This window comes from Microcella sp., assembly GCF_040286215.1.
Taxonomy (GTDB): domain Bacteria; phylum Actinomycetota; class Actinomycetes; order Actinomycetales; family Microbacteriaceae; genus Microcella.
In genome coordinates this window covers 1-21028 of sequence record NZ_JAVKCK010000002.1, presented here as the reverse complement: position 1 = coordinate 21028, position 21028 = coordinate 1, and the positions used below count along the sequence as shown (strand labels likewise).

General features: G+C 70.4%; 23 protein-coding genes and 1 tRNA gene. 21 read left to right on the top strand and 3 right to left on the bottom strand.

From position 1 onward, the window contains the following. Window positions 1-12 precede the first annotated feature (12 nt). A complete protein-coding gene (gene sp36, locus RJQ01_RS00160) occupies window positions 13-177 on the top strand; it encodes a Sp36 family protein (RefSeq protein WP_350474671.1) in 165 nt (54 codons plus the stop codon). Next, on the top strand, window positions 174-635 hold the full coding sequence (locus RJQ01_RS00155; RefSeq protein WP_350474670.1) for a RidA family protein: 462 nt from the start codon (window positions 174-176) through the stop codon (window positions 633-635). The genes sp36 and RJQ01_RS00155 overlap by 4 nt, the downstream gene beginning before the upstream one ends. Before the next feature lie 87 nt (window positions 636-722). Here RJQ01_RS00155 and acs read toward each other — a convergent pair whose 3' ends face one another. Continuing rightward, window positions 723-2675: an acetate--CoA ligase gene (gene acs, locus RJQ01_RS00150; protein ID WP_350474669.1), complete on the bottom strand. Its 1953-nt coding sequence runs from the start codon at window positions 2673-2675 to the stop codon at window positions 723-725. Window positions 2676-3103: 428 nt separating this feature from the next. Between acs and RJQ01_RS00145 the strand changes: the two genes are divergently transcribed. The 12 genes from RJQ01_RS00145 to RJQ01_RS00090 all read left to right on the top strand — a co-directional run bounded on the left by RJQ01_RS00145 (window position 3104) and on the right by RJQ01_RS00090 (window position 14574). After that, window positions 3104-4096 carry a TadA family conjugal transfer-associated ATPase gene (locus tag RJQ01_RS00145; RefSeq protein WP_350474668.1) on the top strand — a complete coding sequence of 331 codons (993 nt, stop codon included), beginning with the start codon at window positions 3104-3106 and terminating at the stop codon, window positions 4094-4096. Then, on the top strand, window positions 4093-4992 hold the full coding sequence (locus tag RJQ01_RS00140) for a type II secretion system F family protein (RefSeq protein ID WP_350474667.1): 900 nt from the start codon (window positions 4093-4095) through the stop codon (window positions 4990-4992). Before RJQ01_RS00145 ends, RJQ01_RS00140 begins: the two co-directional genes overlap by 4 nt. Before the next feature lie 121 nt (window positions 4993-5113). Beyond that, window positions 5114-5347 (top strand): DUF4244 domain-containing protein, encoded by a 234-nt coding sequence (locus tag RJQ01_RS00135; RefSeq protein ID WP_350474666.1) that lies wholly within the window; start codon window positions 5114-5116, stop codon window positions 5345-5347. After that, a complete protein-coding gene (locus RJQ01_RS00130; protein WP_350474665.1) occupies window positions 5344-5667 on the top strand; it encodes a TadE family type IV pilus minor pilin in 324 nt (107 codons plus the stop codon). Before RJQ01_RS00135 ends, RJQ01_RS00130 begins: the two co-directional genes overlap by 4 nt. Further along, window positions 5664-6056: an Rv3654c family TadE-like protein gene (locus tag RJQ01_RS00125; RefSeq protein ID WP_350474664.1), complete on the top strand. Its 393-nt coding sequence runs from the start codon at window positions 5664-5666 to the stop codon at window positions 6054-6056. Before RJQ01_RS00130 ends, RJQ01_RS00125 begins: the two co-directional genes overlap by 4 nt. 80 nt (window positions 6057-6136) lie before the next feature. Continuing rightward, complete coding sequence (gene topA / locus RJQ01_RS00120; RefSeq protein WP_350474663.1) at window positions 6137-8971, top strand: type I DNA topoisomerase; 2835 nt, start codon at window positions 6137-6139, stop codon at window positions 8969-8971. Between the two features lie 10 nt (window positions 8972-8981). After that, on the top strand, window positions 8982-9602 hold the full coding sequence (tmk, locus tag RJQ01_RS00115; RefSeq protein ID WP_350474662.1) for a dTMP kinase: 621 nt from the start codon (window positions 8982-8984) through the stop codon (window positions 9600-9602). Window positions 9603-9611: 9 nt separating this feature from the next. Continuing rightward, complete coding sequence (locus RJQ01_RS00110; RefSeq protein ID WP_350474661.1) at window positions 9612-10775, top strand: DNA polymerase III subunit delta'; 1164 nt, start codon at window positions 9612-9614, stop codon at window positions 10773-10775. Beyond that, complete coding sequence (locus tag RJQ01_RS00105; RefSeq protein WP_350474660.1) at window positions 10772-12313, top strand: alpha/beta fold hydrolase; 1542 nt, start codon at window positions 10772-10774, stop codon at window positions 12311-12313. Before RJQ01_RS00110 ends, RJQ01_RS00105 begins: the two co-directional genes overlap by 4 nt. Window positions 12314-12379: 66 nt before the next feature. Continuing rightward, window positions 12380-12452: transfer RNA gene (locus RJQ01_RS00100), tRNA-Thr, on the top strand. A 358-nt stretch (window positions 12453-12810) separates the two neighbouring features. Further along, a complete protein-coding gene (locus RJQ01_RS00095; protein WP_350474659.1) occupies window positions 12811-13515 on the top strand; it encodes a slipin family protein in 705 nt (234 codons plus the stop codon). A 51-nt stretch (window positions 13516-13566) separates the two neighbouring features. Then, window positions 13567-14574 carry a DMT family transporter gene (locus RJQ01_RS00090; RefSeq protein ID WP_350474658.1) on the top strand — a complete coding sequence of 336 codons (1008 nt, stop codon included), beginning with the start codon at window positions 13567-13569 and terminating at the stop codon, window positions 14572-14574. Here RJQ01_RS00090 and msrB read toward each other — a convergent pair. Beyond that, window positions 14555-14989 (bottom strand): peptide-methionine (R)-S-oxide reductase MsrB, encoded by a 435-nt coding sequence (msrB, locus tag RJQ01_RS00085; RefSeq protein ID WP_350474657.1) that lies wholly within the window; start codon window positions 14987-14989, stop codon window positions 14555-14557. The two genes, RJQ01_RS00090 and msrB, sit on opposite strands and share 20 nt — an antisense overlap. A gap of 61 nt (window positions 14990-15050) precedes the next feature. On the opposite strand from msrB, the gene RJQ01_RS00080 reads away from it, so the two are divergent. The 3 genes from RJQ01_RS00080 to RJQ01_RS00070 all read left to right on the top strand — a co-directional run bounded on the left by RJQ01_RS00080 (window position 15051) and on the right by RJQ01_RS00070 (window position 17419). Beyond that, entirely contained in the window at window positions 15051-15518 is a 468-nt protein-coding gene (locus tag RJQ01_RS00080) for a GNAT family N-acetyltransferase (protein ID WP_350474656.1), read from the top strand. A gap of 114 nt (window positions 15519-15632) precedes the next feature. Beyond that, the gene (locus RJQ01_RS00075) at window positions 15633-16427 is read left to right on the top strand and encodes an HtaA domain-containing protein (protein WP_350474655.1); all 795 of its coding nucleotides are present in this window, start codon (window positions 15633-15635) and stop codon (window positions 16425-16427) included. After that, the gene (locus RJQ01_RS00070) at window positions 16424-17419 is read left to right on the top strand and encodes a DUF2332 family protein (RefSeq protein ID WP_350474654.1); all 996 of its coding nucleotides are present in this window, start codon (window positions 16424-16426) and stop codon (window positions 17417-17419) included. The genes RJQ01_RS00075 and RJQ01_RS00070 overlap by 4 nt, the downstream gene beginning before the upstream one ends. Here RJQ01_RS00070 and RJQ01_RS00065 read toward each other — a convergent pair. Then, window positions 17401-18504 carry a heme/hemin ABC transporter substrate-binding protein gene (locus RJQ01_RS00065; RefSeq protein ID WP_350474653.1) on the bottom strand — a complete coding sequence of 368 codons (1104 nt, stop codon included), beginning with the start codon at window positions 18502-18504 and terminating at the stop codon, window positions 17401-17403. The genes RJQ01_RS00070 and RJQ01_RS00065 overlap by 19 nt on opposite strands. Window positions 18505-18641: 137 nt before the next feature. Between RJQ01_RS00065 and RJQ01_RS00060 the strand changes: the two genes are divergently transcribed. From RJQ01_RS00060 to RJQ01_RS00045, 4 genes are all read left to right on the top strand, one after another. Continuing rightward, window positions 18642-18914, top strand: a complete 273-nt coding sequence (locus RJQ01_RS00060; protein ID WP_350474652.1) for a DUF3263 domain-containing protein — start codon at window positions 18642-18644, stop codon at window positions 18912-18914. A gap of 33 nt (window positions 18915-18947) precedes the next feature. Further along, window positions 18948-19523, top strand: coding sequence for a LytR C-terminal domain-containing protein (locus RJQ01_RS00055; RefSeq protein WP_350474651.1), 576 nt, complete (start codon window positions 18948-18950; stop codon window positions 19521-19523). Between the two features lie 129 nt (window positions 19524-19652). Next, entirely contained in the window at window positions 19653-19856 is a 204-nt protein-coding gene (locus tag RJQ01_RS00050; protein ID WP_350474650.1) for a cold-shock protein, read from the top strand. A gap of 58 nt (window positions 19857-19914) precedes the next feature. Further along, window positions 19915-20955 (top strand): DUF3048 domain-containing protein, encoded by a 1041-nt coding sequence (locus tag RJQ01_RS00045; protein ID WP_350474649.1) that lies wholly within the window; start codon window positions 19915-19917, stop codon window positions 20953-20955. Window positions 20956-21028: the final 73 nt, after the last annotated feature.

Genomic DNA, 21028 nt, shown 5'->3' with positions numbered 1-21028 from the left:
ACGGAGACCGAGATGACGCAATGGGAGTACCTCACGACTCCGCTCATGATCCACACCACCCAGGCGATCCTCAACAACTGGGGTTCGGAAGGCTGGGAGCTGGTGCAGATCGTCCCCGGTCCGGAGGGCGGGCTCGTCGCGTACTTCAAGCGTCCCCTCGCCAGCGGCGCGGCGTGAGCGGCATCGACGCGCGCCTGGCCGAGCTCGGCATCAGCATCCCGCAGCTGGCGAAGCCCGTCGCTGCTTACGTGCCCGCCGTCGTGACCGGCCACCTCGTGCACACGGCGGGGCAGTTGCCGTTCGTCGACGGCGCCCTGCAGGCGACCGGCAAGGTCGGTGCGGACGTGAGCGCGGAGGACGCCGCCGGCTATGCACGCACCTGCGTGCTCAACGCTCTCGCGGCCGCACAGAGCGTCATCGGCTCGCTTGATCGAGTGACGCGCATCGTCAAGGTGACCGGCTTCGTCGCGTCGGCGCCCGACTTCACAGGCCAGCCGACCGTGCTCAACGGAGCCTCCGTCGTTCTTGGCGAGATCTTCGGCGAGGCGGGGCAGCATGCGCGCAGCGCGGTCGGCGTCGCCGTCCTGCCGCTGGATGCCCCGGTCGAGGTCGAGCTCATCCTCGAGTTCGCCTAGCCCCGCCGAGGGGTCGCCCTCCTCGCACCGCTTCAGACACCTCGCACGACTCTTCTCGTGAGGAGTGTCTGAACCGGTGCGAGCCGACTACTTCATGGTGTCGGAGATGATGCGGATGACGCTCGTGTCGGTGAGCGTGGTGGTGTCGCCCACCTCGCGCCCCTCCGCGACATCCTGCAGCAGCCGCCGCATGATCTTGCCTGAGCGGGTCTTGGGCAGCTCCTCGACGACGAACACCTGACGCGGTCGCGCGATCGCGCCGATCTGCTCGGCGACGTGCGCCCGCAGCAGGTCGCTCGCCTCTTGCGGCGTAACGGTGCTCGCCAGGCGTTTCTTGAGGATCACGAAGGCGACGACCGCCTGACCGGTCGTATCGTCGTGCGCTCCGACGACGGCGGCCTCGGCAGTGAGCTCGTGGGAGACGAGCGCCGACTCGATCTCCATCGTCGACAGTCGGTGCCCGGAGATGTTCATGACGTCGTCGACGCGCCCCAGCAGCCAGACGTCGCCGTCCTCGTCGAGGTGGGCGCCATCGCCAGCGAAGTAGACGTTCTCGAACTTCGACCAGTACGTGTCCCGGTAGCGCTGCTCGTCGCCCCAGATGCCGCGCAGCATGCTCGGCCACGGCTGGGTGAGCACGAGTAGCCCTCCGGCCTCCTTGCCGACGTGCGCGCCCTCCTCGTCGAGAACGTCCACCGAGATCCCCGGCAAAGGCACCTGGGCCGCGCCGGGCTTGGTCGTGGTGATGCCGGGCAGCGCGCTGATCATGATCGCGCCCGTCTCGGTCTGCCACCACGTGTCAACGATGGGTGCGGTGCCTCCGCCGATGATCTCGCGGTACCAGACCCACGCCTCGGGGTTGATGGGCTCGCCGACCGAGCCGAGCAGGCGCAGGCTCGACAGGTCGAACTTCCGCGGAATCTCGCGGCCGAGCTTCATGAATGACCGAATCGCCGTCGGGGCGGTATAGAAGATGCTCACGCGGTACTTCTCGATGAGCTCCCACCACCGGCCAGGGTGGGGCGTGTCGGGTGTTCCTTCGTACAGCAGCTGGGTAGCGCCGTTCGCGAGTGGGCCATAGACGACATAGCTGTGCCCCGTGATCCAACCGACGTCGGCGGTGCACCAGTAGACATCGCTCTCGGGCTTGAGGTCGAACACGTTCCTGTGCGTGAAGGCGACCTGCGTGAGGTAGCCCCCGGAGGTGTGCAGAATGCCCTTGGGCTTGCCGGTCGTTCCCGAGGTGTAGAGGATGAACAGCGGGTTCTCGGCCTCGAAACCGCGCGCGTCGTGCTCGTCGCTCATGGGCGCGATCTCGTCGTGCCACCACAGGTCGCGCCCCGCCGACCAGTCGATGTCGTTCTCGCCGCGTCGCACGACGAGCACCTTCTCCACGGTCGACTCGCCGGTCGCGAGGGCGGCGTCGACGGCGGGCTTGAGCGGCAGCACCTTGCCTTTGCGGTGGGCGCCGTCGGCAGTGATGACCAGCTTGGCGCCCGCGTCGTCGATACGGGCGCGCAGGCTCTCGGCCGCGAAGCCACCGAAGACGACCGAGTGCACGGCGCCGAGCCGCGCGACCGCGAGCATGGCGATGACGGCCTCCGGAATCACCGGAAGGTAGATGGCCACTCGATCGCCCTGGCGCACGCCGAGGCTCGCGAGCAGGTTGGCGGCGCGCTTCACCTCGACAGTCAGCTCGGTGTAGGTCAGGCTGCGCGTGTCGCCGGGCTCGCCTTCCCAGTGGATCGCCACGCGGTCGCCGTGGCCGGCGAGCACGTGCCGATCGAGGCAGTTGTAGGCCACGTTGAGCTCACCGTCGGCGAACCAGCGGGCGACGGGGGCGTTCGACCAGTCGAGCGTCTCCGTGAAGGGCTTGTGCCAGTGCACGAGGTCGCGCGCCTGCTCGGCCCAGAAGGCGAGCCGATCGTCGGCGGCGCGCTCGTAGAGTTCGGGTCTGGCGACCGCGTTCGCGGCGAAAGCGGGGTCGGGGGCGAAGCGGCGCTTCTCGTGCAGAAGGCTGTCGATCGAGGTGCTGGACATCATCATCCTTGAGGGTCGATAGTCTGCGGACTGGCCTGGTCTGCCGCACCGGTGAGGAACACCGGCCATCATACGAGGATGCTCGAGGTGCGCGAGAGAGCGCGTCACGAACCGACGCGAGGAAGGTTTTCGTACCCCGTCGGGGGACATTTCTGAATGTCCGCCCTTTGGAGGACACATAAGTGCCCCGAAACGCTTGACCGTTCGATGCGCTGGCATACACTGGGCTCTGTCAGTAGCAAGCCTGACCTCGCAACGCGATCGATTCCCCCCAATCCCGTGTTGCTGTGGCGGCGCCCGCTTCCCCCCATTGTGGGCGCCGCCCCCGAACCACCCGAAGGCCCCTCCCCACGGAGGGGCCTTCGGCCTTTCTCCCCGTCGCATCGTTCGCGCGGGCATCCTCGATGACCGCAGTCCACGATTCCCCGGTGACCTCGTTCGTGCCCCGCGATCCCCGCCGCGAGGGTGAGGGCGCTGACATCCGCTCACTGCCGCCGAACCTCGCCGGCGCCCTCGGGCCGCTCGCCGCGGCCGCCGCCGACGCGCGCGCGACCGACGTGTTCGTCACGGGTGATGGCACGGTGTGGCGCGACGACGGCTCCGGCAGCACACGTGTGCCGGGGGTACGCCTAGCACCGTCCGAAGCGCGAGATCTTGCTGTGCGCCTCATCGCCCTCGGCGGCCGGCACGTGGACGAGGCGACTCCGACGGCCGACGTGCGGCTGGGCGAGGGTATGCGCGTGCACGTCGTGCTGCCACCGATCGCCCGAGCCGGCACGGCGATATCGCTGCGCCTGCCGCGGGTGCGTCGCGTCACACTGGATGGCTGCGGCTTACCAGCGGAGGTCATCTCGACCCTGCGCGCGGCCCTCGAGCAGCGCCACACGCTGCTCATCACGGGCGCCACCGGCAGCGGCAAGACAACGCTCATGGCTGCCTGGCTCTCGGAGGCCCCGCCGCACGACCGCATCGTGCTCATCGAGGACGTCGCCGAGGCTCCTGTGGAGCATCCGCACCTGGTCGCCCTGGAATGCCGGCAGGCCAATCTGGAGGGGGCGGGCGAAGTCGATCTTGCTCGACTCGTCAGGGAGGCGCTGCGGATGCGGCCCGACAGGCTCGCCGTGGGCGAGTGCCGCGGGGCCGAGGTGCGCGAGTTCCTCGCCGCGCTCAACACCGGTCATCGAGGGGGAGCCGGAACCCTGCACGCCAACTCCCTCGCCGACGTGCCCAGCCGCCTCGAGGCGATCGGCATGATCGCGGGGCTCGCGCCCGAGCCTCTCGCCCGGCAGGTGTGCAGCGGCATCGACGTGGCCGTGCACGTGCGCCGCGCTGCCACGGGTGAGCGCACGGCAGCTCTGGGCAGGTTCACGCTCGACGCACGCGAGCGGCTGGCGATCGTCCCGCTGGAGGATGCCGGGTGACTGCGTCATCGCCCGCGAGTCTCGCCGCGCACGTGCACCGTCTTGCGGTGCTGATGTCCGCGGGAATCTCGCCGGTCTCCGCGTGGCGCCATGTGGCAGCAGAGAGTCACGACGAGACCCTCGACCGCGTGGTCGTCGAGCTCGAGCGAGCTCCGGATGCGGCGCTCGCCCTCCAGCGCGCGGCACCGGAGGAGGACGCGTCCTGGGCCGGAATTCTGGCCGCGTGGCGGGTGGCGACCGCGAGCGGCGCGGCGCTCGCACCGGCGCTCACGGCGTTCGCGGGATCGATCCGCGATCGGCAAGAGGCGGTCCGCGATATCGAGATCGCTCTCGCCGGACCTCGGGCCACGGCGCGCATCGTGCTCGCACTGCCTGCCTGCGCGATCATGCTCGCCCTCCTGCTCGGCGTCGACCTGCTCGGTACCCTCGCCCAGCCGCTCGGCCTCGCGAGCACCGTGCTGGGGATGGGCCTCCTGGTGCTGGCACGGCAGTGGATGCGCCGGCTGCTGAGGGCGGCTGCGCCACCGCCGCCCACGGCGGGGCTCGCTCTCGACCTCCTCGTCGTCGCTGCCGGCGGTGGGGGCTCCCCCGAGTCGGCCTTCGCGCTCGTGACCGCTGAGCTCGACCGAGCCTCGCTCGCGGTCGATGAGGCGGAGACGAGCGCCGCGAGGTCGCTCGTGCGGCTCTCACGGTCGTCAGGGGCGCCCCTGGGTGCGCTGTGCCGCGCGGAGGCCGTGGAGCGTCGCGCCGATGCGCGCGCGAGTGCACGCAGGGGCGCGGAGACGCTCGCCGTGCGCCTCATGCTTCCGCTGGGGGCGTGCATCCTGCCGTCGTTCGTGCTGCTCGGCATCGTGCCGCTCCTGCTCGGGCTGCTCTCCTCCACAGCGTCGTCGTGACGATGGCTCTGCCCTGACGGGTGCTGGCGGTGCAGGCTGCGCGTCCGGCGCCGCAGACTGAGCGGGTTCGTGCCACTGGAACGCCCGCCTTCGGCGGGCACGATCGCCCAAGGAGCACACCATGAGCACGACCCTCCCGTTCCCGCGACTGCGCGCCGAGCACCGCATACCGCAGCCGACTCGTCGCGTCCGTCTCCCGCGGTTCGCCGATGATCGGGGAGCCGCGACTGCCGAGTACGCGATCGCCACCATGGCCGCTGTCGCCTTCGCCAGCCTGCTCGTCGTGATCATGCAGAGCGACGAGGTTCGCGGCATCCTCACCGACCTCGTGCGCACCGCGCTGACCGTCGGGTGAGAGACGACCGCGGGGCCGTCACAGCGGAGGTCGCGGTCGCCCTTCCCGTCGTGGCCCTGGTGCTCGTCGCCTGCCTCGGGGGCCTTCTCGCCGCGACCGAGCTCGTGCGCCTGCAGTCGGCGGCAGCGGAGACCGCGCGACTGCTGGGCCGGGGCGAGCAGCTGGGGCAGCCGTACGTGCAGCAGGCGGTGCCCGGCGCGACGATGGCCGTCACTCGACGCAGCGGGCTGGTCTGCGTCGAGGCCCGCTCCACCCCCCGGGTTCTGGGCGTGCCGATCGAGATCAGCGCCTCCTCGTGCGCGCTGGACGGAGGGTGGTGAGGCGCTGGACGGGGCGTGCGGCAGACCGAGGCGCGGGTACGCCGCTCGTGGTCGGCGTTCTCGCCGCTGTGGTGATCGCGGGGCTCACCCTCGTCGGAGCCGCGAGCGCCGTCGTCGGAGCTCAGCGTGCGGGGGCCGCCGCGGATGCCGCCGCTCTCGCGGCGGCGGACGTCATGCTCGGGTGGATCTCGGGTGATCCGTGCGCGACCGCCGAGCGCGTCGCGCGGGCGCACGGCGCGGAGCTCGCGGCCTGCCGCCCCCAGGGATTCAGCATGGTCGTCACGGTGCGGGTGCCCGTATTCGGCCTCGCGGTCGAGCGGTCGGCACGAGCAGGGCCTCCCGGTGCTCGTGAGGTGCGCACTCGCGCACCCTGTGTATGGTGTGCCTGACCGCGGCGTCTCGCCGCGCGGCCCGCCGCGGCGCGGAACCCATCCCCGCGGCATCGAGAGCGACAGTAAAGAGGAGCACCGTGTCAGGAGCCAAGAAGCTGGTCATCGTCGAGTCGCCCGCCAAGGCGAAGACGATCGGCAAGTACCTCGGCGACGACTACGAGGTGCAGGCCTCGGTCGGGCACATCCGCGACCTCATCGAGCCCAAGAACCTGCCGCCCGAGCTCAAGAAGGGCCCACTCGGCAAGTTCTCGATCGACGTCGAGAACGGCTTCGAGCCCTACTACGTGGTCTCCGACGCGAAGAAGAAGACCGTCGCCGATCTGAAGCGGGCGCTCAAGGGCGCCGACGAGCTGTGGCTCGCCACGGATGAGGACCGCGAAGGGGAGGCCATCGCGTGGCATCTGCTCGAAGTGCTCAAGCCGAAGGTTCCCGTCAAGCGCATGGTCTTCCACGAGATCACCTCCGAAGCGATCCAGCGCGCCGTCGACGCCACGCGCGATCTCGACACCGCCCTCGTCGACGCCCAGGAGACCCGGCGCATCCTCGACCGCCTCTACGGCTACGAGGTCAGCCCCGTACTGTGGCGCAAGGTCGGCCCCGGGCTCAGCGCGGGACGAGTGCAGTCAGCGGCAACCCGGCTCGTGGTCGACCGCGAACGCGAGCGCCTCGCCTTCGTCACCGCGAACTACTGGGATCTCGACACGACTCTGGCTCCCTCCGGCGGTGATACACCCTTCACGGCCCGGCTCGGCAGGCTCGACGGCAAGAAGGTCGCGACGGGTCGCGACTTCACCGACCGCGGCGAGCTCAAGTCGGCCGACACCGTCGCCCTCGACGAGGCCACGACAACCTCGCTCGCAGCCGCTCTGCGCGACCCGGACCTCGCCGTCACCGTGGCGAACGTCGAGTCGAAGCCGTACACGAGGCGGCCGGCTGCGCCCTTCACCACCTCGACGCTGCAGCAGGAAGCCGGCCGCAAGCTGCGGTTCACCGCCCGCCAGACGATGTCGGTCGCGCAGTCGCTCTATGAGAACGGCTACATCACCTACATGCGCACCGACTCGGTGACGCTCTCCCAGCAGGCCGTCGACGCGGCGCGCGCGCAGGCCACGCAGCTGTACGGCGCCGACAGCATCCCCGAGAAGCCCCGCACCTACGCTGGCAAGTCGAAGAACGCCCAGGAGGCCCACGAGGCCGTGCGGCCCGCCGGCGACGTCTTCCGCACGCCCAGCGAGCTCGAGGGCACCCTGCGCGGCAATGACTGGAAGCTCTACGACCTCATCTGGAAGCGCACCGTCGCGAGCCAGATGGCGGATGCGCGCGGGCAGACCGCCTCCGTCACCATCCACGCGGGACCCACGCCGCAGAGCGCGACCCCCGCTGGCGTCATCGCCGAGTTCGCGGCGAGCGGCACGGTCATCACCTTTCGCGGCTTCCTCGCCGCTTATGAGGAGAGCCGCGACGAGGAGCGCAACGCTGACGAGCGCACCGAGCCGACGGAGTCGAAGCTTCCGCCGCTCGAGGTCGGCCAGTCGCTCAGCGTCGTGGACGTCGAGCCCAAGGGGCACGAGACGAGCCCGCCCCCGCGATACACCGAGGCGAGCCTCGTCAAGGCGCTCGAGGAGCGCGGCATCGGCCGCCCGTCGACCTACGCCGCCATCATCTCCACGATCGTCGACCGCGGCTACGTCACCCCTCGCGGCTCGGCCCTCGTGCCCAATTGGATAGCCTTCTCGGTCGTGCGACTGCTCGAGGAGAACTTCGCCGACCTCGTCGAGTACGACTTCACCGCTGAGATGGAGGCCGACCTCGACCGCATCGCCAACGGCGAGGCCGACCGCACAGAGTGGCTCAAGGGCTTCTATTTCGGTGACGACCACCAGCCCGGCCTCCGACCCGTCATCGACAACCTCGGCGAGATCGACGCCAAGGCGCTGAACTCGATGCCGCTCACCGACACCATCACCCTGCGCATCGGCAAGTACGGCCCCTACCTCGAGCTCGACGAGGGCGGCGAGGCGCCCCGCCGCGTCAACATTCCCGAGGAGCTCGCCCCCGACGAGCTCACCGCTGCGAAAGCCCAGGAACTCGCCGACGCACCCGTGATCGGCGATCGCGTGCTCGGTCTGAACCCTGAGACGGGCAAGAACGTCGTCGCCAAGACGGGTCGATTCGGCCCTTACGTCACCGAGGTCGACCCCGAGCCGGAGGAGTCCGCCGAGTCCGCGCCCGCGGAGCCCGCCGTCGACCCCGCCACCGGCGAAGTACTCGAGGCTGCTCCGAAGAGGAAGGCGGCACCCAAGAAGAAGGCGGCCGAGAAGCCGCGCACCGCATCCCTCTTCAAGGACATGGACCCCGAGACAGTCGACCTCGCCACCGCCCTGCGCCTGCTCGACCTGCCGCGGGTCGTGGGGGAGGACCCGGAGAGCGGCGAGCCCATCACGGCGCAGAACGGCCGCTACGGCCCGTACCTCAAGAAGGGCACCGACTCGCGCTCGCTCGACGAGGAGGCCCAGATTTTCGACATCGACCTCGCCGGAGCCCTCGCCAAGTTCGCTGAGCCGAAGTACGGCGCCCGTAAGGCCTCCAGCGCGCTCAAGGAGTTCGACGCCGACCCGGTCAGCGGCAAGCCGATCAAACTCAAGGACGGCCGCTTCGGACCCTACGTGACCGACGGCGAGACCAACGCGACCGTGCCGCGCGGCGAGGACCCGATGGAGGTCGACTTCGACCGCGCCGTGCAGCTCATCGCCGACAAGCGCGCCAAGGGTCCCACCAAGAAGCCCGCCAAGCGCGGCTCGGCCGCGACGAAGAAGACCGCGGCAAGGAAGACATCGGCAAAGAAGACCCCGGCCACGAAGACCTCGGCGGCGAAGACCTCGGCGCCGAAGAGTGCACCGAAGAAGAAGTGAGCCGCATCGCATGACCGGGCTCTTCCTGACACTCGAAGGCGGTGACGGCTCCGGCAAGAGCACCCAGATGGGTGCCCTCACCGCGTGGCTCGAGCAGCAGGGGCGCACGGTCGTGCAGTCCCGCGAACCCGGGGGAACCGACCTGGGTCTCGAGTTGCGCGAGATCGTGCTGCACCGCCGGGGGTTCATCGCGCCGCGCGCCGAAGCGCTGCTCTACGCCGCAGACCGGGCGCACCACATCGCCACCGTCGTGCGCCCTGCGCTCGACCGCGGTGACGTCGTCATCCAAGACCGATACCTCGACTCCTCCGTCGCCTACCAGGGCGCGGGGCGGGTGCTCGCCGCGCACGAGGTGCGCGATCTCTCCCTGTGGGCCACCGAAGGGCTGCTGCCCGACCTCACGGTGCTGCTCGACCTCGACCCGGCCGTCGGCCGCGCCCGCCTCACCGAGAGCCGCACCCGCTACGACCGCCTCGAGGCGGAAGAGGCCGACTTCCACGAGCGGGTGCGGGCCGCATACCTCGGGCTCGCCGAGGCCGAGCCCGAGCGGTTCCTCGTGCTCGATGCGACCCGCCCGGTCGACGAGCTGCAGCAGAGCATCCGCGACCGGGTGTCGTCCCTGCTCGCCTAGAGTGGCCGCATGAGCGCCTGGGACGAGCTGACCGGCCAGGAGGCGGCGATCCGGGCCCTCCAGGAGGCCGCCGCCGACCCCGAGTCGATGACGCACTCGTGGCTCATCACCGGGCCCCCCGGCTCGGGGCGCTCCAATCTCGCCTACGCCTTCGCGACGGCGCTGCTCAGCGGGCTCTCGCCCGACCCGACCGCGATCGCGGCGACCGAGGCGCAGGTGGCCGCGCGCACCCACCCCGACCTCGCCGTACTGGCCACCGAGCGTGTGATCATCTCGATCGAGGAGGTGCGGCAGCTCGTCGCGCAGAGCCAGTTCTCGCCCTCCGTCGCCTCCTACCGCGTGATCGTCATCGAGGACGCCGACCGCATGACCGAGCGCACCTCCAATGTGCTCCTGAAAGCCCTTGAGGAGCCGCCGCCGCGCACCGTGTGGATCCTCTGCGCCCCGAGTGCCGCCGACCTCATCCCCACCATCCGCTCGCGCGTGCGCACCGTGCGCCTGCGGGTGCCGAGCGTCGCCGAGGTCGCCGATCTGCTCGTGCGGCGCGACGGCGTCGCCGCCCCGCTCGCCGAGCAGGCAGCCCGTGAGGCGCAGACCCACATCGGCATGGCGCTGCGCCTGGCGACCGATCCGGATGCCCGTGCCCGCCGCACCCGCAGCCTCGAGCTCGCCCTTGGCGTGACCTCGGTGAGCGGGGCCGTGCTCGCTGCCGAGCAACTCGTCGCGATCGCCACGGAGGATGCGAAGGCCTTCACGGTCGAGCGGGAGGCCCAGGAGCGCGAGACAGCACTCCGGCAGCTCGGCGTCGAGCCGGGCGGCACCGTGCCGCCCGCCCTGCGCTCGACCCTCAAGAACCTCGAGGAGGACCAGAAGCGGCGCGCGACGCGCTCGGTGCGCGACGGTGTCGACCGTGTGCTCGTCGACCTGCTCTCGCTCTACCGCGACATCCTGCTCGTGCAGCTGGGCGCGGGGCTCGAGCTCGTCAACGAGTCCCTGCGGCCTGCAGTGGAGCGCGCGGCGCAGACTCTCAGCCCCCCGGCGGCCCTCGGCGCGATGGACGCGATCGCCCTCGCACGTCGTCGCGTCGCCGCCAACACGCCGCCCGCTCTCGCGCTCGAAGCCATGATGGTCGCGGCCAGCGGCAGGGTTCCCGCACTAGGCTCGCACCCGTGACGCGACGCCCCCTTCTCGCCAGCCTCGTTCTCATCCCCGTGCTGCTGCTCAGCGGCTGCGTGCCGCCGTGGCTCGCGACCGTGCTCGGGGGTGGCGACACCTCGACGCCCACGGGAGAGCAGGTCGCCGACGAGCTGCGCCCGTACTACACGCAGATCCTCGCCTGGCGGGATTGCGGCGGCGGCGCGCAGTGCTCCACGGCGCTCGCCCCCCTCGACTGGCAGAACCCGGGGGAGGGGGAGGACGTCGAGCTCGCCCTCGTTCGCCATCCGGCGACGAGCGGCTCTGCGCAGGCGTCGCTGTTCCTCAACCCGGGAGGGCCCGGTGCCTCCGGATTCGACTTCGTGCGCGACAGCGTCGACTTCGCGGTGAGCGCCGAGCTGCGCGAGCAGTTCGACATCGTCGGCTGGGACCCTCGGGGGGTGGGCCGGTCGAGCGCCGTGACCTGCTACACCGAGACGAGCGAGCAGGACGACTTCATCTACGGAATCCCCGACTACGAGCCGGGAACACCCGAATGGGAGGACGAGGTCGTCGCCGCGTCCCTCGACTTCATCGCGGCGTGCGAGCAGAACACCGGGCCGCTCCTCGAATTCGTCGACACCGAGAGCACGGTGCAGGATCTGGACCTCCTGCGCGCCATCGTCGGCGACGAGACGCTCCACTACTTCGGCTACTCCTACGGCACCGAGATCGGCGCGCGCTACGCCGATCGATACCCGCAGAAGGTCGGTCGCCTCGTTCTCGACGGCGCCACCGATCCGACCACGACGACCTTCGAGGTCGTCCTCGCGCAGTCTGAGGGGTTCGAGGAGGCCCTGAAGGCCTACCTCGCTGCGTGCCCGGGCCTCGGCGAGTGCCCGTTCACGGGCGGCGTCGACGAGAGCCTCCAGCTCATCCGAGAGCTGTACGACCGTCTGGACGAGTCGCCGATCGAGGCGGAGGACGGCCGCTTCTTCGACGGAGCTGTGCTCGACATCGCGATCGCGACAGCTCTCTACGACGAAGGCTCATGGAGCTTCCTGAGCGAGATGTTCAGCGAGCTGCGCACCGGTGAGGTCGCCACGGGATTCCTGCTCGCCGACTTCTACTACGGCCGCGAGGGTGGGCGCTACGTCGACAACTCGCTCGAAGCGTTCATCGCCATCAACTGCCTCGACTACCCGGTCGAGACCGACCGCGACGTCATCGCCGCGCAGAACGAGCGAATCCGCGAGGTCGCGCCGACCACGGCCGACCCGTCACCGCTCGGCGACGTCATCTGCGCCAACTGGCCGTACCCCTTCGACGGAGACCTGGAGCCGGTGCGTGGCGTCGGTGCACCCCCGATCCTCGTCATCGGCACGACGGGAGACCCTGCGACCCCGTACGCATGGGCGGAGGCGCTCGCCGAGCAGCTCGAGAGCGGCGTGCTCATCACCTACGTCGGGGAGGGCCACATCGCCTACGACGAGGGCGACCCGTGCATCAACAGCCTCGTCGATAGGTACCTGCTGACCGGCGAGGTGCCCACGAGCGACCCCGTCTGCAACGGCTGACGCGTGTGCGCGGTCGCCCGCGCGATGGGATAAACTCGTGAGCCGTGCCCGGTGGAACCGGGTCACGCCGCCTTAGCTCAGTCGGCAGAGCGATTCACTCGTAATGAATAGGTCCCGGGTTCGATTCCCGGAGGCGGCCCGTAAGCCAGTTCTTCCACAGTGGTCGATCCTGGTGCGCCGATGCTGACGCATCGCGGGGTTCGATTCCCGAGGCGCAGGCTGTGTTGACCCGGGGTGCGGAGCACCTTACGCTGTGACGGTCGCTCTCACACAAGCCGGCTAGGGGCAGTTGCTCTGAGGTTCCGGCGAGCAGCTCGTGTCTGAGGAACACACCATTTGGTCAAGCGGTTCGAGTCCGTATAGGCGTGTCCGCGCCGGCTCTCTTCGGAGAAGAATCGCGGTGGCTCTGCGGTTGCATCGTCGGTTCGCCTGCGAGAGCAGCCCCGCCCCCGCGAGGTCGCCGAGCGCGGGCACGTCGTCCAGGAGAAGAGGTCCCCATGTCGTGGAGTTTTCAGTCTCACGACCCCTCCATCGTCGCGCGCGGCCGCTGGGTGGACGTCGCGCCCTGGGCGACCGCGGTGGTGATCCGAGACGGGGTGCACACCGCTACTGTCGGGCCGGGGCGTCATCGCCGTGCTCGGCGCTCGACGTGGCATGTGCTGGATCTGCGGCCCCGGTTGCTCACCATCCCCCCGCAGGAAGTCTTGACCGCCGACGGCGTCCAGGTGAGGCTCTCGCTCGTGGCGACCGCACAGATCGCCGACCCGCGTGCGTGGTTGTTCGCGTCGGCGTCGCCCTACGAGTCGATTTACTCGGAGCTTCAGGTCGCCTTGCGCGATCGAGTGGCGAGCCGGGAGCTCGCCTCGATCGCGGGAAGCCGCAGCACGTTGCTCGAGGGAGTCGACGAGGAGTTGGCTGAAGGCATCAGCACGCTGGGAGCCACGGTGACAGGCATCAGGCTCAAGGACATCACTCTGCCCGCAGAGGTGCGAGAGGCGATCGCTGAGACCGCTCTCGCGCGTCAACGCGGTCTGGCCGAGCTCGAGCGCGCCCGCACCGAGGCCGCGGCAATGCGGAGTCTGGCGAACACCGCCAAGCTGCTTGCCGAGCATCCGACTCTTCTGGAGCTGCGCACGCTGCAGGCGGCGGCAGACGGTGCGAACGTCATCATCCACCGAGATGGAGTGGTCAGGCAGGACTAGCGGAGGCGGACGCGCACGTCGACGGCCGACGTTCGTGGCATGCTGTGGCCGATGACTGAGCAACCTTCCTCGCGATGGCGCACGGCGCTCGCCGTCGCCGCCACGGTGCTCGCCGGCGTGGGCGTCGCAACGCAGTCGCGCGTCAACGGCGAGCTCGGGCAGCGCTTCGACGACGGCTTCACCGCGGCGCTCGTCTCCTTCTCCTCCGGCTGGGTGCTGCTCCTCGTGATCGTGCTGTCGACCCGGCGCGGTCGTGATGCGGTGCGGCGCATCCCTACGGCGTTGCGCGCCGGCGAGCTGCCCTGGTGGATGCTGCTCGGCGGTGCGGCCGGTGGCTTCTTCGTGCTCTCGCAGGGCCTCGTGGCGGGCATCCTCGGGGTGGCGATCTTCACCGTCGCGCTCGTCTCGGGCCAGACGGTGACGGGAATGGTCGCAGATGCCCGGGGTTTCGCCGGCGCGCGCGTGACACCTCCGACGCTCGCGCGCCTGGGCGGCGCGGCACTCACGGTGCTCGCCGTAGTCGTTGCCGTGGCGGGCGACCTGGGCGGGAGCATCCCGTGGCCGGCGCTCATCCTTCCGCTGCTCGCAGGAGTCGGCGCGGGTATGCAGCAGGCGATGAACGGCCGTGTGCGGCAGGTGAGCGGCTCGCCGCTCGCGGCGACGCTCGTGAACTTTACGGTCGGTACGGCCGCGCTCCTCGTCGTGACCGTCATCAGCCTCGCCGTTAACGGTCTGCCCCAGCAGCCGCCGACCGAGGCGTACCTCTACGCGGGAGGCGCTGTCGGCGTCGTGTTCATCGCGATCCAGGCGGCCGCGGTCGCACGCGTCGGCGTTCTGTTGCTCGGCATGTGCCTCGTGCTCGGCCAGCTCATGGCGGCGGTCGTGTTCGACTCCGTCGCCGCGATCGGCCCGGCGCTGCAGCCTCAGACGATCGCGGCCGTCGTGCTCACCGCGGTGGGCATCGTCGTGGCGACGCTCGACCGCTGGCGGCGGCCGCGCACTCTGCTCGCGACGTCACCCGCGCCGGGCCCTGCTGGGCCTACTCCTCGTCGGCCGTGAAGCCGAGCGCGAGCGAGTTCATGCAGTAGCGGTCGCCCGTCGGGGTGCCGAAGCCGTCGGGGAACACGTGGCCCAGGTGCGAGCCGCAGGCCGCGCAGCGCACCTCGGTGCGGGTCATGCCCAGTGACGTGTCTTCGAGCAGCTCGACCGCGTCGGGCCGCACCGACTCGTAGAAGCTCGGCCAGCCGCAGCCCGAGTCGAACTTCGTGCCTGCCTGGAAGAGCTCGGCGCCGCAGGCGCCGCATGTGTAGATGCCGCTGCGGCTCTCGTCGAGCAGCTCTCCCGTCCACGCACGCTCGGTGCCGGCCTGGCGCAGCACCTGGTAGCGCTCCTCACCCAGCTCAGCGCGCCACTCGTCCTCAGTCTTCTGCACGGCGTAGGTCTGCTCGTCGTGCGCGCTCGTGTCGTCGCTCATGGGTTCCCCGCTTCTCGCCCTCCCTCGGGCGGTTGGTCTGCACCCCATTAAACTCGCATTCGTGCCCGACTCCTCCCCGATCCAGCGAACATGGGGCGAGCTGAGCCGCGACGAGTTCTTCGAGATCGCTCGGCTGCGCACCGAGGTGTTCTTCCTCGAGCAGCGCATCGACGAGGAGGAACTCGACGAGCGGGACCGTGAGGAGACCACCGAGCACGTCTGGATCTCCGATGATCGCGGTGCGGCCGCCTACCTGCGCGTCATCGTCGACGCGCAGCCGCAGGAGGGCAATCGGGATGCGCGGCGCCTCATCGGCCGCGTCGTCACCCGCGCCGACCGCCGCGGGCACGGGCTGGCGCGCCGCCTGATCGAGCACGTCATCGAGCGCCACGGCCACGAGCCGTTGGCGCTTCACGCGCAGAGCTACATCCAGCCGCTGTACGCCGGGTTCGGCTTCGAGCCGTACGGCGACGAGTACGTCGAGGCGGGCATCCCGCACGTGTCCATGTACCGTGCGGCGACCGCATAGCCGCCTCGTAGGTGCGACGGCTAGCCTGGCCCGTGGCGTGCCGTTCGGTCACGCGCCCGCAACGCTCGCCGTCGTCATACGCGCACCTCTGCCAACCGCCCAGAAGGGTCACCCGTGCTCCGTCCCGTCCGCCGCCGATTCGCCACTGCCGCACTGGCCTTCGTCGCGACCGTGGGCCTGGCCTGCGCTGTGGTCGGTGCGGTGGTCGGTGCCGGTGCATCCAGCGCCACCGCTGCCACCCTGGACCAGTGCGCGGTGCAGGATGCTCGGCTCGAGTGGGGCTTCAAGGAGAGCTTTCGCGCCTACGTGAGCGGCTCGATCGCCAACGGTCAGTGGCAGGTGGCCGACGGTGCATCCTACGAGACGCCCTCGTTCACGTTCGGCGGGGGCTCGGGGGCGGTTGCCTCGGGCGCGGCGGCGGAGCTGGCCTTCGCCGGAAGCGCTCGCTTCACGGGTCACGGCGGCATCCTCGACACGACCGTCAGCACGCCCCGTGTGGTGCTTGCGGACGCCACGACGGGGATGCTCGTGCTGGATGTCGTCGGCACCACCCAGGACGGCGTCGAGGTCGCGGCGCAGGGAGTCGAATTCGCGGCGCTCGACCCGACGTCGGCGACCAGGACGCTGGAGGACGGCGTGCTGACCCTCCAGGGCATCGATGCCGCTCTCACCGAGGACGGCGCGGAGGCCTTCGGCACCTACCCGGCGGGGGAGCCGCTGGACCCGATCACGATTGTCGCCCCGCTCGACGCTGCGTGCGCGGCGGAAGTCGAGGCCGATCTCGCCGCGATCGACGGCCCGCCGTGGGTCGGCATCGCCCTGAGCGCCGGGGGCATCCTCCTCGCCGTCGCCGGTCTCACAACGGCGGGGATTCTGCTGTCGCGTCGCCGTCGCGGCCGCACGGCGTGAGCACGACCGCCGAGCGCTTCCGGCGCTTCGCCCAGGAGGCGGCACCCCGATCGCCGGTCTACGCGGCCTGGGCGCAGGCGCTCGCCGATGACGAGGCGAGCCTGGCACTCATCGACGAGCTGCCGGTGGCGAGCCGTCAACCTGTTCTCGTGCTCACCGCCGCGCGTTTCGCGGGCCTGCTGCCGCACGAGAGCGTGGTGCCGTGGCTGCGAGAGAACGGGGCAGCGGTCGCCCGCATCGCTCGAGAGCGCACGACGCAGACCAACGACCCCCGTCGCACCGGCCCGCTCGTCGCGGCTCTGCAGGGCATCCCGGGGCCGGTGGCGCTCCTCGAGGTCGGAGCGTCGGCGGGCCTCACGCTCCTGCCCGACCGCTACAGTCACGTCTTCGAGCGGGCGGGCGAGCTGCACCGCCTCGACCCGGAGGACGGCCCGGCCGAACTCGAGCTGCGGTGCGCTCTCGGGCAGGGTGTACCCGTGCCCTCGCACCTGCCCCGCATCGTGTGGCGTGCGGGACTCGACCGCCAGCCGCTGCGCTGGGGCGACGTGGAGGCGGAGCGCTGGCTGCGCACGCTCGTCTGGCCGGAGGAGCGCGACCGCGCGCGGCAGCTCGACCAGGCCATGGCGATCGCGCACCGCGAGCCGCCTCGGCTTGTCGCGGGCGACGCTCTCGACGGTCTGCCGGCGCTCGCCGCGCAGGCACCGGGTGACGCGACGCTCGTCGTCTGGAGCCCTGCCGTGCTCGTCTACCTCGACCCGGGGCGCCGAGAGCGGTTCCACGATCTCGTGACCGCGATGCCGGGGCACTGGATCTCGCTCGACGGCCGTCGGGTTCTGGAGCGGATAGGCAGGAGCGCCGACGCGCTCCTGCCAGGATCCGAGAACGACTTCATCCTCAGCGTCGACGGCCGCGCCGCGGCCATCGTGTCACCGCACGGCCAGCGCATCGATCGCTGGGCTGGCGGAGTGCGGCCTCAGGACTCAGGGGCGTAGATCGCCCGCGCGAGGGCATCCAGCATGAGGGGCGTGCGTGGCCCGAAGCTCAGGATCTCGCCGTCCGCCATGTCGACGAAGCGGCGGTTCTCACCCGCTCGCGTCAGAGCGATCGCGGGCTTCGTCGCGAGGAGGCCGTCGACCCCGCCGACGCTCTCGAGCCCGTCGGTCATAACGAGGATGAGGTCGGGGTCGGCAGCGATGAGCGCCTCGTCGGTCATGGGCCGCAACCCCTGCCATCCAATCTCACCGGCGACGTCGATGCCTCCGACCCCCTCGATGAGCTCGTCGGCTCCCGACTCCTCGCCGAACAGGTAGTAGATGCGCGAGGCGCCGCGAAGGTACAGGAAGAGGATGCGCACTCGATCGGCAGTCGCCACCGGCGCCAGAGCAGCGATCTCGTCGACGACTGCCGCGATCTCGGCATCGAGCTGGCCGGCGAGCAGCTCACCCACCTCGGGCGCGCCGAGCGCGGCGGCGACCTGCCGGGCGAGCTCGGCAGGGGCGCCGAGCCCCGGCTCAGCATCCACGTAGACGACCGTGACCCCCGCGTCGCGCAGCTGCACGACGACGTCGGTCGGACCGATCGTGCCGTCGGTGATCACGACGCTGGGGCGCAGCGCGAGCACCGACTCGCTGTTGATCGCGTGGCCGCTGCTCGTGACCACGGGGAGATTCGCGGCCTCGGGGAAGGTCGTGGAGATGTCTCGCCCGATCACCGAGTCGCCGAATCCGAGCGCGAACACGGTCGACGCGATCGAGCCCGCAATGTCGAGCGGCAGGATGCGGCTCGTGTCGTCCACCGTCACCTCGACATCGCCCGCCAGATCACGAGACACCACGGTCGCCGGCAGCTGCTGAGCAGGCGCGTCGGTGACGGGTGTGATCGCTGCGGTCTCGAGCACTGCGGTGGACGGCCCTCGGTAGTCCCGGGGGTTCTCGAGCGCGTCCAGCTCGGAGAGGGCAACTCGTGGAGGAGCCGACGTCGGGGACTCGGCCGTGGGGTCCGCCGCCCCGGTCGTGCAGGCCGTGAGCACCGCGAGACACAGCAGGGGCGCGAGCGCACGAGCAAGCAGGGAGGCCATGGGAGTCCGAAACGGGGCTGGGGCGCGCTGAGGGCGACGCCGATCGAGTGAGGTAACCCTAACCGTGTTGGCTGAGCGCCTGCCCGACCGCGGGCGTGCCGTCGCTGCATCCATAAGGAGGCTCCTAGGCTGGCGATATGGATGCCCGATCCGACGCCCTCGACGAGCCCGCGCGCCGCGTACTCGAGTTCGAGCGCGAGTGGTGGGGGCACAGCGGCGCGAAGGAGTTGCGCATCCGGCGCGACTTCGGTTGGAGCGCGGCCCGCTACTATCAGGTGCTGAACGCCGTGATCGACACCGACCTCGCCGCGCGCTACGACCCCGTGCTGGTCGGTCGGCTGCGGGAGGTGCGGCAGCAGCGCTCCCTGCAGCGCCGCACGCGGCGCACCTCGTCAACCGGCGCCGCCTGACCCGCCCCCCCACCTCAGCCGAAAGGCTTCACGATGGCCGAGTACGACCCCGATCGCTTCGATGACGTGCCTGCATCCTTCGGGCGAGTCGGCGCGCACCGGGCACCGCGTCGCCCTGGTCGCGGCTGGATCGCCGTGGCCTGGGCTCTGCTCGCGAGCGGCGCGCTCGTCGTCGCCGGCCTGTACAGCCTGTCCCTCGTGAGCGACAGCGTGACGTTCGAGATTCCCGGCTTCACCGAGCCGGAGGCTACGCCGACCCCAGAGCCGACGCCCACGGCCACTCCCACAGCGGAGCCTGTGCTGGACCCGACGACCGTTGAGCTGCCGAGTGGCTTCACCATCACCATCCTCAACGCAACCCCCGTCGCGGGCCTCGCCGCCCAGGGCGGCACCGAACTCTCCGATGCGGGCTGGCCCGTCGGCACGACGACCAACGCCGCGCAGGACGACATTCCCGAGACCGTCGTCTACTACTCCGACCCGGCCAACGAGGGCCTGGCTCGCGGCATCGCCCAGCTGTTGGGCGTGGCGGACATCGAGCTCTCCGACGCCTTCCCCGGTGCCGCGGTCACTGTGGTGCTCGGCGCGGACTACGCCGAGCGCGGCTGAAGCCCGGCCCTGGGCATCCCGAGGCGGCGTTACGCCGACGTTTCGGCTCTGTGAAGAGTGCGCGCGTGCTCTGGTGACGCCGGCGCTGGCGTGGTTACCATCTGGTCACGCACACCAAGGAGTCACCGCATGACCAAGGGAACCGTCAAGTGGTTCAACGCCGAGAAGGGCTTCGGCTTCATCACGATCGAGGGAGGCGAGCAGGACGTCTTCGTTCACTATTCCGCGATCGACATGCCCGGCTACAAGGTTCTCGAAGAGGGCCAGGTGGTGAGCTTCGAGGTCGGCACGGGCTCGAAGGGCCCGCAGGCTGAAGGCGTCACCGTCCTCTGACGGCGCGTCAGGAGGGAGCCTGCGTCGGCCTCTCCGCACCCACGGTTACGCTGTCGCCATGAGGATGCGCGCCCGCGGTCGCTGGACGGCCAGTGTCGGCGTGCTCGCGGCGTTCGTGCTCGTCAGCGGATGCGCCGTCGAGCGCGGGCTTCCCGTACCGTCCGCTGAGCCCGAGTACGTGCCGGTCTTCGAGGAGCCGGAGCCTTACGCGCTCGCCCCGCTCACCGGCGAGCAGATCGAGGTCGGCGCACTCACGGCACCCTCGCTCGCCGCCAAGGTCGACAATCACCCGGCGGCGCGCCCGCAGGTCGGGCTGGAGCGCACCGATATCGTGTTTGAGGAACTCGTGGAGGGCGGCCTGACCCGCTATGTGGCGGTGTGGCACTCCGATGTTCCCGACACGATCGGGCCCGTGCGGTCGATCCGCCCGATGGACCCCGACATCATCTCGCCCCTGGGCGGCATCGTCGCCTACTCGGGCGGGCAGTTCCGCTTCGTGCAGATGATGCTCGACACTCCCGTCTACAACGCGATCCACGGGCAGGCGGATACGGAGGACACGTTCTTCCGCGGAGACAACGCGATCTCCCCCCACAACGTGCTCGTCCGCGCTCCGCAGGTGATTGCGCAGCACCGCGATCGCGCAGCACCCCCGCAGCTGTTCGCCTTCGCGGAGAGCATCGCGGGCGCCACCGCGACGAAGGAGGGGGCCCCGACGGAGCGGATTTCGCTGCGATTCGGCTCCGCGTCGAGCCCGGCCTGGTCGTGGAACGCCGACTCGGAGCGCTGGCTGCGCTACATGACCGGCGGTGCGCTCGATACCGACAGCAGCGGCGCGCCGCTCAGCGCCGTGAACGTGGTGACCCTGCGCGTGCCCGTGCAGGTCATCCAGGACATTCCCACGACGCAGCTCATCGGCTCCGGCGAGGGCTGGGTCTCCACGGGGGGCGCGACGATCCCGGTGACGTGGTCGAAGGCGTCGATGACGGCGCCGATCCGCCTGCTCGACGAGCACGGGGTCACGGTGCGCCTCGCGCCGGGCAACTCGTGGGTCGAGCTCGTGCCGCTCGCGGGCGACGTCTCCTTCACTCGCCCCTAGCCCCTTTTCGGCCAGATCTGGCGCATAAGGGCGCTCTCCCCGCTAAGAGCGCCCTTATGCGCCAGAACTGGCA

Coding starts and splice junctions, on each gene's coding strand:
- RJQ01_RS00110 (WP_350474661.1), top strand. CDS start 9,612: ATGAGCGCCTGGGACGAGCTGACCGGCCAGGAGGCGGCGATCCGGGCC.
- RJQ01_RS00045 (WP_350474649.1), top strand. CDS start 19,915: ATGAGGATGCGCGCCCGCGGTCGCTGGACGGCCAGTGTCGGCGTGCTC.
- acs (WP_350474669.1), bottom strand. CDS start 2,675: ATGTCCAGCACCTCGATCGACAGCCTTCTGCACGAGAAGCGCCGCTTC.
- msrB (WP_350474657.1), bottom strand. CDS start 14,989: ATGAGCGACGACACGAGCGCGCACGACGAGCAGACCTACGCCGTGCAG.
- RJQ01_RS00095 (WP_350474659.1), top strand. CDS start 12,811: ATGTCGTGGAGTTTTCAGTCTCACGACCCCTCCATCGTCGCGCGCGGC.
- sp36 (WP_350474671.1), top strand. CDS start 13: ATGACGCAATGGGAGTACCTCACGACTCCGCTCATGATCCACACCACC.
- RJQ01_RS00050 (WP_350474650.1), top strand. CDS start 19,653: ATGACCAAGGGAACCGTCAAGTGGTTCAACGCCGAGAAGGGCTTCGGC.
- RJQ01_RS00135 (WP_350474666.1), top strand. CDS start 5,114: ATGAGCACGACCCTCCCGTTCCCGCGACTGCGCGCCGAGCACCGCATA.
- RJQ01_RS00065 (WP_350474653.1), bottom strand. CDS start 18,504: ATGGCCTCCCTGCTTGCTCGTGCGCTCGCGCCCCTGCTGTGTCTCGCG.
- tmk (WP_350474662.1), top strand. CDS start 8,982: ATGACCGGGCTCTTCCTGACACTCGAAGGCGGTGACGGCTCCGGCAAG.
- RJQ01_RS00055 (WP_350474651.1), top strand. CDS start 18,948: ATGGCCGAGTACGACCCCGATCGCTTCGATGACGTGCCTGCATCCTTC.
- RJQ01_RS00060 (WP_350474652.1), top strand. CDS start 18,642: ATGGATGCCCGATCCGACGCCCTCGACGAGCCCGCGCGCCGCGTACTC.
- RJQ01_RS00090 (WP_350474658.1), top strand. CDS start 13,567: ATGACTGAGCAACCTTCCTCGCGATGGCGCACGGCGCTCGCCGTCGCC.